This window comes from Celeribacter halophilus (assembly GCF_018860305.1).
Taxonomy (GTDB): domain Bacteria; phylum Pseudomonadota; class Alphaproteobacteria; order Rhodobacterales; family Rhodobacteraceae; genus Celeribacter; species Celeribacter halophilus_A.
This window is the reverse complement of the sequence record NZ_JAHKPE010000040.1, coordinates 131,724-145,887: the sequence shown is the minus strand read 5'-3', so window position 1 is coordinate 145,887 and position 14,164 is coordinate 131,724. Positions and strand designations below refer to the sequence as shown.

Annotated in this window: 13 protein-coding genes, 1 tRNA gene and 1 riboswitch; of the genes, 9 read left to right on the top strand and 5 right to left on the bottom strand. The window is 58.9% G+C overall.

From position 1 onward, the window contains the following. The first annotated feature begins 23 nt into the window (after window positions 1–23). The 9 genes from KO492_RS17835 to nrdF all read left to right on the top strand — a co-directional run bounded on the left by KO492_RS17835 (window position 24) and on the right by nrdF (window position 8,329). A tRNA-Met gene (locus KO492_RS17835) sits at window positions 24–100 on the top strand. A 168-nt stretch (window positions 101–268) separates the two neighbouring features. Then, the gene (locus KO492_RS17830; protein WP_066602638.1) at window positions 269–910 is read left to right on the top strand and encodes a paraquat-inducible protein A; all 642 of its coding nucleotides are present in this window, start codon (window positions 269–271) and stop codon (window positions 908–910) included. After that, window positions 877–1,515, top strand: a complete 639-nt coding sequence (locus KO492_RS17825; protein ID WP_216046210.1) for a paraquat-inducible protein A — start codon at window positions 877–879, stop codon at window positions 1,513–1,515. The genes KO492_RS17830 and KO492_RS17825 overlap by 34 nt, the downstream gene beginning before the upstream one ends. Then, complete coding sequence (locus KO492_RS17820) at window positions 1,499–3,625, top strand: MlaD family protein (protein WP_216046209.1); 2,127 nt, start codon at window positions 1,499–1,501, stop codon at window positions 3,623–3,625. Before KO492_RS17825 ends, KO492_RS17820 begins: the two co-directional genes overlap by 17 nt. Window positions 3,626–3,630: 5 nt before the next feature. Then, window positions 3,631–4,191 carry a PqiC family protein gene (locus KO492_RS17815; protein WP_216046208.1) on the top strand — a complete coding sequence of 187 codons (561 nt, stop codon included), beginning with the start codon at window positions 3,631–3,633 and terminating at the stop codon, window positions 4,189–4,191. 63 nt (window positions 4,192–4,254) lie between these two features. Further along, a riboswitch (cobalamin riboswitch) is annotated at window positions 4,255–4,442 on the top strand. 68 nt (window positions 4,443–4,510) lie between these two features. Next, window positions 4,511–4,753: a glutaredoxin-like protein NrdH gene (gene nrdH, locus KO492_RS17810; RefSeq protein WP_216046207.1), complete on the top strand. Its 243-nt coding sequence runs from the start codon at window positions 4,511–4,513 to the stop codon at window positions 4,751–4,753. Then, complete coding sequence (gene nrdI / locus KO492_RS17805; RefSeq protein ID WP_252735603.1) at window positions 4,753–5,235, top strand: class Ib ribonucleoside-diphosphate reductase assembly flavoprotein NrdI; 483 nt, start codon at window positions 4,753–4,755, stop codon at window positions 5,233–5,235. Before nrdH ends, nrdI begins: the two co-directional genes overlap by 1 nt. After that, complete coding sequence (gene nrdE, locus KO492_RS17800) at window positions 5,217–7,343, top strand: class 1b ribonucleoside-diphosphate reductase subunit alpha (RefSeq protein ID WP_216046206.1); 2,127 nt, start codon at window positions 5,217–5,219, stop codon at window positions 7,341–7,343. Before nrdI ends, nrdE begins: the two co-directional genes overlap by 19 nt. 14 nt (window positions 7,344–7,357) lie before the next feature. Further along, complete coding sequence (nrdF, locus tag KO492_RS17795) at window positions 7,358–8,329, top strand: class 1b ribonucleoside-diphosphate reductase subunit beta (RefSeq protein ID WP_216046205.1); 972 nt, start codon at window positions 7,358–7,360, stop codon at window positions 8,327–8,329. A gap of 55 nt (window positions 8,330–8,384) precedes the next feature. Here the strand turns inward: nrdF and KO492_RS17790 are convergent, their stop codons facing one another. The 5 genes from KO492_RS17790 to KO492_RS17770 form a co-directional block, all read right to left on the bottom strand. Next, complete coding sequence (locus tag KO492_RS17790) at window positions 8,385–9,209, bottom strand: sugar phosphate isomerase/epimerase family protein (protein ID WP_216046204.1); 825 nt, start codon at window positions 9,207–9,209, stop codon at window positions 8,385–8,387. A gap of 122 nt (window positions 9,210–9,331) precedes the next feature. Then, window positions 9,332–10,342, bottom strand: a complete 1,011-nt coding sequence (locus KO492_RS17785) for an ABC transporter ATP-binding protein (RefSeq protein WP_216046203.1) — start codon at window positions 10,340–10,342, stop codon at window positions 9,332–9,334. Window positions 10,343–10,345: 3 nt separating this feature from the next. After that, the gene (locus tag KO492_RS17780; protein ID WP_216046202.1) at window positions 10,346–11,629 is read right to left on the bottom strand and encodes an MGH1-like glycoside hydrolase domain-containing protein; all 1,284 of its coding nucleotides are present in this window, start codon (window positions 11,627–11,629) and stop codon (window positions 10,346–10,348) included. An 8-nt stretch (window positions 11,630–11,637) separates the two neighbouring features. Next, complete coding sequence (locus KO492_RS17775) at window positions 11,638–12,849, bottom strand: carbohydrate ABC transporter permease (protein WP_216046201.1); 1,212 nt, start codon at window positions 12,847–12,849, stop codon at window positions 11,638–11,640. Further along, window positions 12,846–14,093: a carbohydrate ABC transporter permease gene (locus tag KO492_RS17770; RefSeq protein WP_216046200.1), complete on the bottom strand. Its 1,248-nt coding sequence runs from the start codon at window positions 14,091–14,093 to the stop codon at window positions 12,846–12,848. Before KO492_RS17770 ends, KO492_RS17775 begins: the two co-directional genes overlap by 4 nt. Window positions 14,094–14,164 lie beyond the last annotated feature (71 nt).

Below are 14,164 nucleotides of genomic sequence, written 5' to 3'. Positions count from 1 at the left end.
GCAGTCTACCTACGCGGCACTTCGGCGGAGTAGCTCAGTTGGTTAGAGCAGCGGAATCATAATCCGCGTGTCGGGGGTTCAAGTCCCTCCTCCGCTACCATATCCCCCCACATCGCAAAACAGACCAGATTCGCTCTTGAGCGCGCACCCGTATTTCTTGCACCCCTTTCATTGATACGGTCCAAAAGCCGCACTCTCCTGAACACGTAAACGGGCCTGAACACGCATACGGGTTTCCGTTTCGCGCCAGAGCAGGTAAGATCTCTATATGTCGACACCCGCGCCTCTCTCTTGTGACCTTGACCGGATGATCGCCTGTCCGGCCTGTGATGCCTTGCTTGCAGATATATCCGTGGAGACGGGCGAAACCGCGTCCTGCCCCCGCTGCCATACGGTGATCGAGGCCCCGCGCCCGCTGGCCATGACACGGATCATCATGCTGGCGCTGGCCGCTCTGATCCTGATGATTGCAGCGGTATTTTTCCCCTTTCTAGAACTCGGCGCGGCAGGCATGGTGCGGCGGAGTTCTTTGCTGGATACGGTGATGGCCTTTGCCACCGGATTAACCGCACCGCTGACCATCGCCATGGCGGCGCTGATCGTGATTCTGCCGGTCAGCCGGTTTCTGGCGCTTCTTTATGTGTTGGGGCCTATGGCCTTTGGCTGGCATCCGGCGCGCCATGCGGCAAAGGTCTTTCGTCTGGCCGAAGCCCTGCGTCCATGGGCTATGGCGGAGGTCTTCATCGTGGGGGTGGCCGTTGCGCTGGTCAAAGTGGCCGGTCTGGCCCATGTCTCGCTCGGCCCAGCCTTCTGGGCCTTCGTCGCCTTGGTCGTTGTGACCGTATTGAAAGACAATTTCATGAGTAGAGTGACCGTTTGGAAAACACTGGAAGCCCGCCGCACATCCTGACCGCGCGAGACGCGGGTCTGATCGGCTGCACCCAATGTGGCAAGGTGCATCTGCCCACCACAGCCACCTGCTCGCGCTGCGGAGCCACGCTACAGATGCGCGACAAGGCCAGTCTGCAAAAGGTCTGGGCATGGCTGATCGCCGGAATCATCGTCTATATCCCCGCCAATCTCTATCCGATGCTCGCCACGGCCAGCCTTGGACATACCACAGAGAACACCATTGTCGGCGGGGTGATCGAGTTGATGCATCACGGGTCTTACGGTGTGGCCGGAATTGTCTTTGTCGCCTCCATCGTGATACCGGTCGCCAAATTCATCGCCATCGCCTTTCTCGCCCTCACCGTCACCCGCCGCGTGCGCATGTCGGCGCACCATCGTCATACCCTGTTTGAAGTGGTGGAATTCATTGGACGCTGGTCGATGATTGATGTCTTTGTTGTCGCGATCCTGTCCTCTCTGGTAAGACTGGATTTCGCCGCCACAATCACTCCGGGGATTGCGGCCATAAGTTTTGCGCTTTCCGTGGCGTTTACCATGATAGCGGCGCTGGGTTTCGATGAACGCCTGATCTGGGATGCGAGTGAAGATGAGCCAAGAGAATAACCCCACCCCTCCGGTCCAGCCCGCAGACATGGTGATCGCACCGGCAAAGCGGAGCTTCTGGCGCAACCTGTCCTATGTCTGGCTTGTGCCTCTGGCCGCGCTTGTGGTCACCCTGTTCATCGCGTGGCAAAGCTGGGCGGAACGCGGGCAACGCATCGAAATCCTCTTCGAGAACGCGGCCGGTGTGACGGCGGATGAAACCACCCTGCGCTACCGCGACGTGAATATCGGCGTGGTGGAAGATATCACCTTCGCGCCGGATCTCTCTTCGGTCGTGGTCACCGCGCGGATTGATCGCACTGTCGCGGCCTCGCTCCCCGCAGATGCAAAGTTCTGGATCGTCCGCCCTGAAGTCTCCGCAAGCCGGATCAGCGGGCTGTCGACCGTGCTGTCAGGGGCCTATATTCAAGCGGCCTTCACCCCCTCGACAGAGAACCGCGCCACGACATTTACCGGGCTGGAGGACACCCCTCTCATTCTGCCGGGGATGGAAGGCACCAAAGTCACGCTGCGCACGGAAGCGGGCACACAGCTTGTCCCCGGCGCACCGATTTTCCACCAAGGCATCGAGGTCGGAAAAATCGAGACCCCGCGTTTGCAGGACAGTGGCGAGGGCGTCATGGTTGATGCCTTCATCAACGCGCCCTACGACCAACGCCTGACCAGCGCGACGCGCTTCTGGCAGGTCTCCGGCTTTTCGGTGAACTTCGGTCCCGGCGGGCTGAACCTCTCGGTCGGCTCCATCGCCAGCCTCGTGCGCGGCGGCATTGCCTTTGACACGGTGTTTTCCGGCGGCGAACCGGTCCGCACCGGACAGATTTTCGACCTTTACGATGGCGAGGACACCGCGCGGGCCAGCGTCTTCCGCGAGAGCATCGAGAATGCGGTCGATCTGACCGTGGAATTCGACGAATCCGTGAGCGGTCTGAGCGCGGGATCCTCGGTGGTTTATAAGGGCGTCAAGATCGGCTCGGTCTCCTTCCTCGGAGCTTTCATCGAAGAGAAAGACGGAGAGCAGGAGGTTGTCTTGCGCGCCGTGATCTCTATCGATCCGCAAAGGCTCGGCCTCGCCGCCGATGCCCCCGCCGCAGAGGTGATCGCCTTTTTCTCCAACGCCGTGCAAAACGGGTTGCGGGCGCGACTGGGCACGCAGAGCATGTTCAGCCGGTCGCTCATCGTCGAACTGGTCGAATTGCCCGACGCCGCCCCCGCAACGCTTGGCATTTTCGCGGAAACCGCACCGCTTCTGCCCTCCGTCCCCTCGGACCTGCCCGATGTGGGCGCGACGGCGCAAGGGTTGCTGCAACGGGTCAATGACCTGCCCGTCGAGGAGCTTCTGGACCAGACCATCGCCACGCTGGCCGCTGTTGAGAGCCTCGCGGGGGATGAAAACCTGCGTGCGGCACCGGATGCCTTTGTCGGGCTCATCGACGACGCACGCGGTCTCATCGGCAGTCCGGAGACCCAAGCCCTGCCCGCAGAGTTGAATACAGCCGTCTCGGAACTGCGCGCCGTGTCCGAGCAGTTGCGGCAGGCTGATGCGGTGAACCGGCTTGTAGCCGCCCTTGATGCCGCCGAAATCGCAGCCACCTCGGTGACAGATGTCGCGGCCAATATCGATGAGGCCACGCAGACCCTGCCCGCTCTGATCGAGGACTTGCAGGCCCTGACCGCAAAAGCCAATGCGCTTGAAGTCGAACAGTTCCTCGCGGCGGCGCAGGCCTTTCTCGAAGGTGCAGACCGGCTGATCGACACGCCGGACACCCGCGCCCTGCCCGCCAGCCTGACCGGCGCGCTGGACGAAGCACGCTCCGCGCTCTCCGAATTGCGCGAAGGCGGGTTGATCGAGAACACCAACGCCACGCTCGCTTCAGCACGCGATGCCTCTGCGGCGGTGGAACAGGCGACAGCAAACCTGCCGGAACTCTCCGCCCGTATCGAAGCACTGGTGGCCGAGGCTGAAAAAACGCTGTCCGAATATGGTGCGCAATCGAGCTTCAACCGCGAAACGCTTTCCTCGCTGCGCGAAGTCCGTGCCGCCGCCGAAGCGCTCAGCAAACTGGCCCGCGCCATAGAGCGCAACCCCAATTCCCTCTTGTTTGGACGGTGATCAATATGGTTCGTTTTCTCCCCCTCGCTCTTCTGGCCCTCACCGCATGCGGCAGCACGGAACCGCGCTACCTGATTGACAGCGCACCTGCCGAGACCTCCGCGCAAGTCCGGATGCAAGTGGCGACACTGGAAGTCCGCGATGTGTCCCTTCCGGCCTATGCCGAAGACTCGCAAATCCTGATCGAAGGCGCAGACGGAGCGTTGACTCCCTTGGACAATGCGCTCTGGGCCGACGAGCCAACCCGCGCCGTGACCATGCGCATTGCCGAAGCCATCGGACGCGGCGGCTCCGCGACAGTGGCGGTCGAGCCTTGGCCTCTTGAAACTCCGGCGCAGGCTGAGATACATGTGCTGGTGTCGGAGATGGTTGCGCGTGCCTCCGGTCAGTTCGACCTGAAAGGCCAGTTCGCAATTTCGTCATATGACCATGTTATCCGTGAACGCATAAAGCGTTTCGAAATCTCGGTGCCCCTGAGCGAAGCCACCCCTCGCGGGATCGCTCAAACTTCGGGACTGGCGCTGCAAAAACTGGCAGAGCAGATCACCCGAGAACTGGCGCGGTGAGTCGCGGCTGATTCATTCTCTGTCAAGCGCCAACTACATATTGACAGAACGCCCCCAAAAACATCTATATGATGTTGCTTCGGTTCTATCGGCGCGAGTCGATAACCCATAGGGCAGACCGGAAAAATCCGGCACTTCCCTTGCAACTGCAAGCGGTTAACACGGCTCACAACGCCACGGGGAACACCTCGGAAAGGCCGGACAAGCCATATCCGCGCAGTCAGGTGACCGGCCGCAGCGGACAAAAACACGAACGGAGGGTTCGGAGGTGCGGGAGATGCCGTTTCCCTCCGCGACACGACAAGAGGACGAAAGAGCAATGACCACGCAGAACACCACCGACACCATCATCGTCTATTCCAAACCGGCCTGCGTGCAATGCACTGCGACCACCCGCGCGCTTGACGCGAAGGGCCTCTCCTATGACGTTATCGACCTGACACAGGACGACGATGCGATGAGCCGTGTGACCGGCCTTGGCTACCGTCAGGCCCCTGTTGTCGTGGCAGGAGACGATCACTGGTCCGGTTTCCGTCCCGACATGATCGCGCGTCTGGTCTGATGCCCGCCCCGGTGCCCGGGGGGCTCTCACCAGATTGCATCCCGGATATCGTCTATTACTCGTCCTCATCGGAGAACACCGTGCGTTTTATCGACAGGCTGGGCCTGCCGGCAAAGCGCATTCCTATTTCTCCGAAGGATGAAAATCCGGTGATCGACCGACCTTTTGTCCTGATCTGCCCGACATATGCCGATGGCGAAGGGCGTGGGGCGGTTCCCAAACAGGTTATCCGCCTGTTGAACGATCCCGCCAACCGCGCCTTGATCAAAGGCGTTATTGGCACCGGAAACAGAAATTTTGGCACTTTGTTTGCCTCTTCGGGCGATGTGATCGCCCGCAAATGCAATGTCCCGCTGCTCTACAAATTCGAGTTGGCGGGATTCGACGATGACATTGCCCGGGTCCGCTCGGGATTGGAAAAAATGGGCCGGAAATTAGGGCTCGCAGAAACGGGGAATGCGCCATGCTCGACGATGGGTTGAACAGCACAACAGACTACCACGCGCTCAACGCCATGCTGAATCTCTATGACGAGAAGGGGCATATTCGTTTTGAGGCTGACCGCATGGCCGCGCGTCAGTATTTCTTGCAGCATGTGAACCAGAACACCGTGTTCTTTCACTCGCTCGACGAGAAACTCGGCTATCTGGTCGAAGAAGGCTATTACGAAGCCGCCGTTCTCGACCAGTATTCCAAGAACTTCATGCGCAAGATCTGGGACGAGGCCTATGCGAAGAAATTCCGCTTCCCGACCTTTCTGGGCGCGTTCAAATATTACACGTCCTACACGCTGAAGACCCGCGACGGTCAGCGCTACCTCGAACGCTATGAGGACCGTGTGGTAATGACCGCGCTGGCTCTGGCGCGCGGGGATGAAGACCTTGCCATGTCCTTTATGGAAGAAATCCTGTCGGGCCGATTCCAGCCCGCCACGCCGACCTTCCTCAACGCAGGCAAGAAATCCCGTGGCGAGTTGATCTCCTGCTTCCTGCTGCGTCTCGAAGACAACATGGAAAGCATCGGTCGCGGCATCAACTCTGCGCTGCAACTGTCCAAACGTGGCGGCGGCGTTGCGCTTCTGCTGACCAACATCCGCGAACATGGTGCGCCGATCAAAGGGATCGAGAACCAGTCCTCCGGCGTCATTCCAGTGATGAAACTTCTGGAAGACAGCTTCTCCTACGCCAACCAGCTTGGCGCACGCCAAGGGGCCGGCGCGGTCTATCTGCACGCCCACCACCCCGACATCATGCGTTTCCTCGACACCAAACGCGAAAACGCCGACGAAAAAATCCGCATCAAGACGCTCTCTCTGGGCGTGGTGATCCCTGACATCACCTTTGAACTCGCCAAGAAAAACGCCGATATGTATCTCTTCTCCCCGCATGATGTGGAAAAGGTTTACGGCGTGCCCTTCTCGGAAATCTCGGTCACCGAGAAATACGAGGAGATGGTGGACGACAAACGCATCCGCAAAACAAAGATCAATGCCCGCGAGTTCTTCCAGACCATTGCGGAAATCCAGTTCGAGTCCGGCTATCCCTATGTGATGTTCGAAGACACGGTGAACCGGATGAACCCGATTGCGGGCCGAATCAACATGTCGAACCTCTGCTCCGAGATTTTGCAGGTCAACGAAGCCTCCGAGTTCAACGACGATCTGAGCTATTCCCATCTGGGCACGGATATTTCCTGCAACCTCGGTTCGCTCAACATCGCGAAAACCATGGACGGCAAGAACCTCGGCCAGACCGTCGGCACCGCCGTGCGCGCCCTGACCGCTGTGTCGGAAATGTCCGCGATTGATAGTGTGCCTTCGATCCGTCGCGGCAATGACGAAAGCCATGCCATCGGTCTGGGCCAGATGAACCTCCACGGGTTCCTTGCCCGCGAACGCATCCATTACGGAAGCCCCGAAGGGATCGAGTTCACCTCCGTCTATTTTGCCGCCGTCGCCTATCACGCGATCCGCGAGAGCAACGCTCTGGCGCGCGAATATGGCGAGACCTTCAAAGGGTTCGAAGACTCCGATTACGCCAACGGCAGCTTCTTCGACAAATACACCGACCGCGACTGGCTCCCAGAAAACGAGGCTGTCAAATCGCTGTTTGACGGGATGGAGCTGCCGACCCGCGAGGACTGGGCCAAGCTCAAAGACGCGGTGATGAAAGACGGGCTGTATAACCGCAACCTGCAAGCGGTGCCGCCGACCGGTTCGATCTCCTACATCAACAACTCCACCTCTTCGATCCATCCGATCGTCTCGAAAGTCGAGATCCGCAAAGAGGGCAAGATCGGGCGCGTCTACTATCCGGCGGCCTATATGGACAACGACAATCTCGAATACTATCGCGATGCTTACGAGATCGGACCGGAGAAGCTGATCGACACCTATGCGGCGGCCACCGAGCACGTCGATCAGGGTCTGTCGCTCACCTTGTTCTTCCCCGCAGAAGCCACCACGCGCGACATCAACAAAGCCCAGATTTACGCGTGGAAAAAAGGCATCAAAACCATCTATTATATCCGCCTGCGTCAGGCTGCCCTTGAGGGCACCGAGGTGCAAGGCTGCGTGTCCTGCACGTTGTAAGGGCAGAAAAGAGTATGAAAGACATGACCGCAATTCGTATCCCGCGCGCGATCAACTGGAACCGCTTGGAAGATGATAAGGACCTTGAGGTCTGGAACCGTCTGACGGTGAACTTCTGGCTGCCGGAAAAAGTGCCGCTGTCCAATGACATCCAGAGCTGGGCCACGCTCAAGGATCACGAGAAACAGCTCACGATCCGCGTGTTTACTGGCCTGACGCTTCTAGACACGATCCAGAACACCGTTGGCGCGCCCTCCCTGATGCCCGACGCGGTGACGCCGCATGAAGAGGCGGTGTTGACCAACATCGCCTTTATGGAAGCGGTCCACGCGCGGTCCTATTCCTCCATCTTCTCGACCCTGTGTTCGACGAAAGAGGTGGACGAGGCTTTCCGCTGGTCCGAGGAAAACCCGCATTTGCAAGCCAAGGCCAAGGCCATTCTGGAGACCTACGCCCCCGGAAACGATCCGCTCAAGCGCAAGATCGCCTCGGTGTTTCTGGAAAGCTTCCTGTTCTATTCCGGCTTCTACCTGCCGATGTATTGGTCCTCGCGTGCGAAGCTGACCAACACAGCCGACCTTATCCGCCTCATCATTCGGGACGAAGCGGTGCATGGCTATTACATCGGCTACAAATTCCAGCGCGGCATGGAAAAGCTGCCCGAGAGCGAACAACAGGCGCTCAAGGACTATGCGTACAACCTCTTGCTGGAACTCTACGAGATCGAAAACCAGTATACCGAAGAGCTTTATGATGAAGTCGGCCTAACCGAGGATGTCAAAACCTTCCTGCATTACAACGCCAACAAAGCCCTGCAAAATCTGGGTTTTGAGGCTCTTTTCCCGCCGGAAGTATCCAATGTGAATGCCGCCATTCTGGCCGCGCTCAGCCCCGACAGCGAGAACCACGACTTCTTCTCCGGTTCGGGCTCAAGCTATGTGATCGGCAAGGCGGTCGCGACCGAGGACGAAGACTGGGACTTCTGATCCCGTCTCGTCTCCGCTCGCGGAACCGTTTCAGAACAATGTGTGAGGGCTGGGTTTATTGACCCAGCCCTTCGCGGTCCAGCCAGCTCATAGAGGGCATGATCCCCTCCACGCTGCGCAATTCCAGAATCAGATGCGGATCGGCCTCGATCTGTGACAGGGCGCGGAACACCTCGTGCCAGCGGATCGTGCCCTCCCCGATGGCCCAATGCCGGTCGGCAAACCCGTCGGCATCCTGCAAATGCACATGGCCCAGCATCTCTCCGGCAGAGCGGATAAACACATCCGCAGGGCGTGCTCCAGTGGAACCGTGCGCATAATGCGCGTGGCCTGTGTCGACAGACAGGCGGATCGCATCACTGTCAAAACTCCGCGCGAGGATTTTGCGGTCCTCGGGGTCGATGTCCTCGATATTTTCCAACATCAAGGTCAGGCCCATGTTTTCGGCGCGTTTGACCACATCCGACAGGCAGTCATGCACCAGATCAATCACCCGCCCGCGTGCGCCCATATACAGGTCAAGATTGTGCCAATCCCAAGTCGTATAGGGCGAATGGATGACCATGAACCGTGCGCCAAGAGCCTCGGCCACATCCAGCCCCTGCATCATGCGTTTGGTGACAATCGCCCGCATGTCAGGGTCAGGGTTGGACAGGGACAGGGACAGTCCCCAAAACGGCCCGTGAATCCCCATGCGACCTTTGTAGCCGTCCAGCGCGTTGCGAGCAGTCTCGACCAGCCCGTGCCAATCCCCCTTGGCCAGCATGTCTGGCGAGACAAAACTCTGAATTTCCAGATCGCGGTCTTTCTCGATCAGCCAGTCACGAAACTTCGGCAAGTCTTCTACACACAGGGCAGCACCAATCACGGGCAGGGTCATATCATCGCTCCATCTCTTTTGCCGGAGCGGTAAGATGCCAGCGTCACAGGCTTATGACGGGCGCGCAAAAGAAATGCGACAGGGCCACAGACCCCGCCGCATTTCGCATTCCTGTCCGTGTCTTAGCGGATCGCCAAACCCGCCTCGTCAAAGAGATGTGTGCGGCCCTCCCCGAATTTCAGGCCGACCTTTTCACCCGGCTGGTGCGGTGCATCGCCGAGGTCGCGAATGGTCATCTGTCCGGCACCATTTTCGGCATCGACGATAATATAGGTGTCGGCGCCCAGATACTCGACCACATCAACCACCCCATCGACATCCCCCTGACCGGCGGCTGTGATGGAAATATGTTCGGGCCGAATACCCAGATCCTTGCCCTTGTCGCCCAGCCCTACGGCTTTGGCGGGAATGACATTCATTTTCGGACTGCCGATGAACTGCGCCACGAAGAGGTTTCCGGGCCGTTCATAAAGCTCCTTGGGCGAACCGACCTGCGCGATCTTGCCGGCTTCCAGCACCACAATCCGGTCGGCCAATGTCATGGCCTCCACCTGATCGTGTGTCACATAGATCATTGTCGATTTCAAAGAGCGGTGCAGTTTCGCCAGCTCATAGCGCATCTCGACCCGAAGCGCCGCGTCGAGGTTCGACAAGGGCTCGTCAAAGAGAAACGCCGTAGGATCGCGCACGATAGACCGACCGATGGCAACACGCTGGCGCTGGCCACCCGAGAGGTCTTTGGGGCGACGGTCCATGTAGTCTTCGAGCTTGAGCACTCGCGCGGCCTCGTCGACCTTTTCCTTGATCACCTCTTTGGGCTCGCCTGCTGCCTTCAAGGCAAAGCCGACATTGTCGCGCACCGACATATGCGGATAGAGCGCGTAGCTCTGGAACACCATTGCAAGACCACGTTTCGAGGGCGGCTCTGCAGTGGCATCGCGGTCCCCCACAAAAATCTTGCCGCGAGAGGTCTCTTCCAACCCTGCAATCATCCGCAGCAAGGTGGATTTCCCGCAGCCCGAAGGTCCGACGAAAATGATGAACTCCCCTTCGTCAATCTTGAGGTCGACCCCCTTGATCACCTGGACTTCGCCGAACCATTTCTCGACGGCCTGTAGTTCAATGCTAGACATAGTTTACTCCTTCCCTGCCCGTTGCGCAGCGCGGCCCTGACCGCACCACGTCAGCCAGACGGCGGCCGTCCAGCCAAAAGATGCACCGCCACATGGCGTGCCATCCATCGGATCGTAATATTCCCAAAATCCGTTCTTCTCGATGAGCCTTGCGGTCTCGTCGCGCAGTCGCGCTTCGGCCTCTGTGCGGCCCATATCCTTGAGCCCCATAGCGATAAGCGAGTTGACCACCGGCCATGTCGGTCCGCGCCAATAGCGGCGGGGTTCGAACCTCTCGCTGTCGGGGTCCGCCGACGGGATGCCATAAGAGACCTTGTCCCAGATACGGGCGAAATGCGCGTCCTGCGCCGGACGGGACACGCCCGCAAAATAGGCCAGAAACGCGCCGGACCCCAAGACATTCGCAAACCGGCCCGTGCGCAGGTCATAGGCATCGAACCAACCCTTTTCCGCGTTCCACATCTTGTCGAGACCGGCACGCAGTCTGGCCTCTTGCGCCTGCAAGCCTGCGGTCTCTTCTCCAAGCAACTCGCCCAGAGCGATAAGGTCGGAAAATGCCCGCAAAAGCACAAAGCTGATCCCCGGATCGGCCATCAGGAACGGTCCGTTTTCAACCATCTCCCGATCATCCCAGTTCACAGAGCGGCCAAAGGCAAGGATCGCGAGATAGCGGTCATAGTCCCATTTTTGCGGACGTTCCGTTTCCTTCACATGCGTGGTATCGCGCCGCAGATAGGGGTCATCCTCGTTGACCGGAACGCCTTCCATTCCGAGATCCCAATCGGGACAGTTGTCCCGTCCGGATTCCCACGGATGGATGATGGCCACAGGCCCGTCCTTGCACCGCTCCCTGATCCACCAGTCATGCCATGCAACCAGTTTGGGGTAGAGCGTCTTGATATGGGGCAGGCTCGCCTCGGGGTCCATCTCATACATCTTGCGAATGAGCGTCGCGGCCACAGGCGGCTGCGAGATGCCAGAGGTCGGCGGCTCATGCGTCGCGCCCCAGACCTTCGGTCCCGGAAAGTAATCCGGATCCACCTTGTGAAAGATGATATGGGGCACCATGCCTGTGTCCCATTGCGAGGCAAAGAGCAGATGCACCTCCTGCCATGCGCGCTCCATATCAAAACTCGCATAGCCCCAAGCGGAGAACATGCTGTCCCAGTTCCACTGGTAGGGATAAAGCCGCGCTGTCGGGATCGTGTAGCCGCCACGGTCATTCCCCAAGAGGACATCACGCGCGGCTTGATCGAGCGGGTTTCCAGAAGTGTTATGAACTGTCATCTCAATGCTCACCCTTTGACGGAGCCTGCGGTCAGCCCCTTGGTCATGAATTTCTCCAATCCCAGAAACAACGCCATGATCGGAACAGTCGCAATCACAGAACCGGCCATGAGGTGTTGTCTCGGAATTTCGGACGAGTTGAGGCTGGCAATCCCCCGCGTCAGGGTGAATTTCGACGGATCATCCAACAGCATGAAAGCCAGCAGGAATTCGTTCCACGCGATCATGAAGACATAGAGCGACACAGAGGCCAGCGCCGGAAGGCTCAGCGGCAAGGTGATTTTCCAGATCACCTGAAGCCGTGACAGCCCGTCCATCAGCCCCGCTTCTTCCACCTCGGCGGGTAGTCCGCGAAAGTAGCCCTGCAACATATACAAAGCCACAGGGATCGTCGTCACCGGATAGATCATCACGATCCCCGTGATGGAATTGCGCAGCCCCATCATGGAAAAGGCAATGTAGATCGGCAGCGCCAGCACGATCATCGGCACCATGTAAATCAACAGGATCGATCGCGAGAACGCCGCCTGACCACGAAACCGCAACCGCGCCACGGCATAGGCTCCGGGGATGGCAAAGAGGAGCGTGATGAACACGGTCAGCACCGAGATGTAGAAAGAGGTCCACATATAGCTGCCGAAATTGAACTCCGTGATCAGCTCGACATAGGAGCGGAACAGCCCCCAGCCCTGCGAAAGATCAATCGAGAAATCCAGAGGGTTCTGCATCAACTGGGCCTGGTTCTTCAGGCTGGTCATGACCATCACATAGAAGGGGATGACGACAATTGCGGTAAAGAAGATATAGCCGAACCCTTTGAGTGTGCGGATCACCGCATCTTCGAACTCGTGACGGGTCAGCGCGCCCATGCCGAGTTCTTCCACAAACACCTTGAGCGGCCATCCTATGCCCACGCCAAGAAACAGAGCCGCCGCCACACGCGCGACAAGCGACGCGTTTTGGGTCAGAACCGGCCCGATCCCGAGGCTCAGGGCAACGAAATAGACCACGGACAGCACGGCAGAGGCCGTCCGCACCGTCCCACCCCAGACCAGCGCAAGCCCTGTAGGAATGCCGAAAACCACCGACCAGATGAGCGAGGGTTTGAAAGCCTCGCCTGTGGCAAAACTCATGGCCACGGCCACCGTAACTGCGAGAACAAACGTCCAGAGCACGCCCAGAGCGGGCCCTGTAAGATATCCGAAACGGAGGTGTTTCATAGCCCCTCCTCCTTCGACATGAATTTGAAGAAGAACACGGAGAACAACAGCAGACAGGCGAAAATAACCACCGCCACCGCAGCCCCCGCACCGATGTTCGACACGGCAAAAGCCTGTTCATAGACATTCACCGTCAACACCCGCGTGCCCGCGTTGCCGCCGGTCAAAAGGAAGATGTCGTCGAACTTGTTAAAGGTCCAGATGAAGCGCAAGAGGAACAACACCGACAGGATGCCCAGAAGCTGCGGCAGGCTGAGATACCAGAACTGCTGGAAGGGCGAGGCCCCGTCCATATCGGCGGCTTCATACATATCCGTCGGGATCGACTGCATCCGCGCAAGGATGAACAGGAAAGACAGCGGGAAGTATCGCCAGATTTCAAACAGCGTCACCATGATCAGCGCCAAGGGCCGCTCACCAAAGAAATTGATCGCCCCGTCCGTCACACCCATCTGTATCAAAAGCGCATTGGCCGAGCCGGAGAACGGATCAAAGAGCAAAATCCACGCGAAAGCCACCGCGATCACCGGCGCGACATAGGGGAACAGGTAAAGCCCGCGCAAAATCCCCTGCCCCTTGAACGAATGGTTGAGCAACATCGAGGCGAAAAGCCCCATGATCATCGCACCCAAAGTGCCGAAGATCGTGTAAAACAAGGTCACGCCAAGGACGGACCAGAACTCGCCCCCGTCAAACACGGAGACAAAGTTCTTGAAGGTAAATTCCCCGTTCGTCAGCACGAAAGAGACTTTGCCATCAATCTGCACAGGGTCGTCGTCCACATCGCGCCCGGCCTCGAAATAGGCCTGTTCCGTGACCACAGGAATGTTCAGCGTCTCGCGGTAGCCGCCCTCCCAATCGCCCAGATCGCAGGACAGCCGCCCCTGAGCAATCTCGCACCGCGGGTCCAGATCCCCCGCCAGCGTCAGACCGTCGGGCCATATGTCTTCCAGCTGCACGCCCGTGATCTCGGAAGACGGAGAGGAGTTGCGCAAACGGTATCTGAGAATAGCCTCATCCCCCGCTTCCGCCGGTCGGCCGCGCAAATCCTCCCGCACAACCATTTCCGGTGCCCGCAGGTCCGACAGGGAGACAGGCTTCACCGAGATCCAGAAGATCGCCAGAAGCGGCAGGATTACGACAAGTGAAACGGCGATAATAGTAGGGGTTAACAAGCCCCAAGCGAGTCGCGCCTCGCTGCGGGCCAGAGGCCCCGCTCCGCGCGGAGGTCCGATGTCCGACATGGAAAGCTCCCTGTCCGATGTAAGAATATACGAAGGGCGCGGATCATTCCGCGCCCTGAAGGTCCGAACGG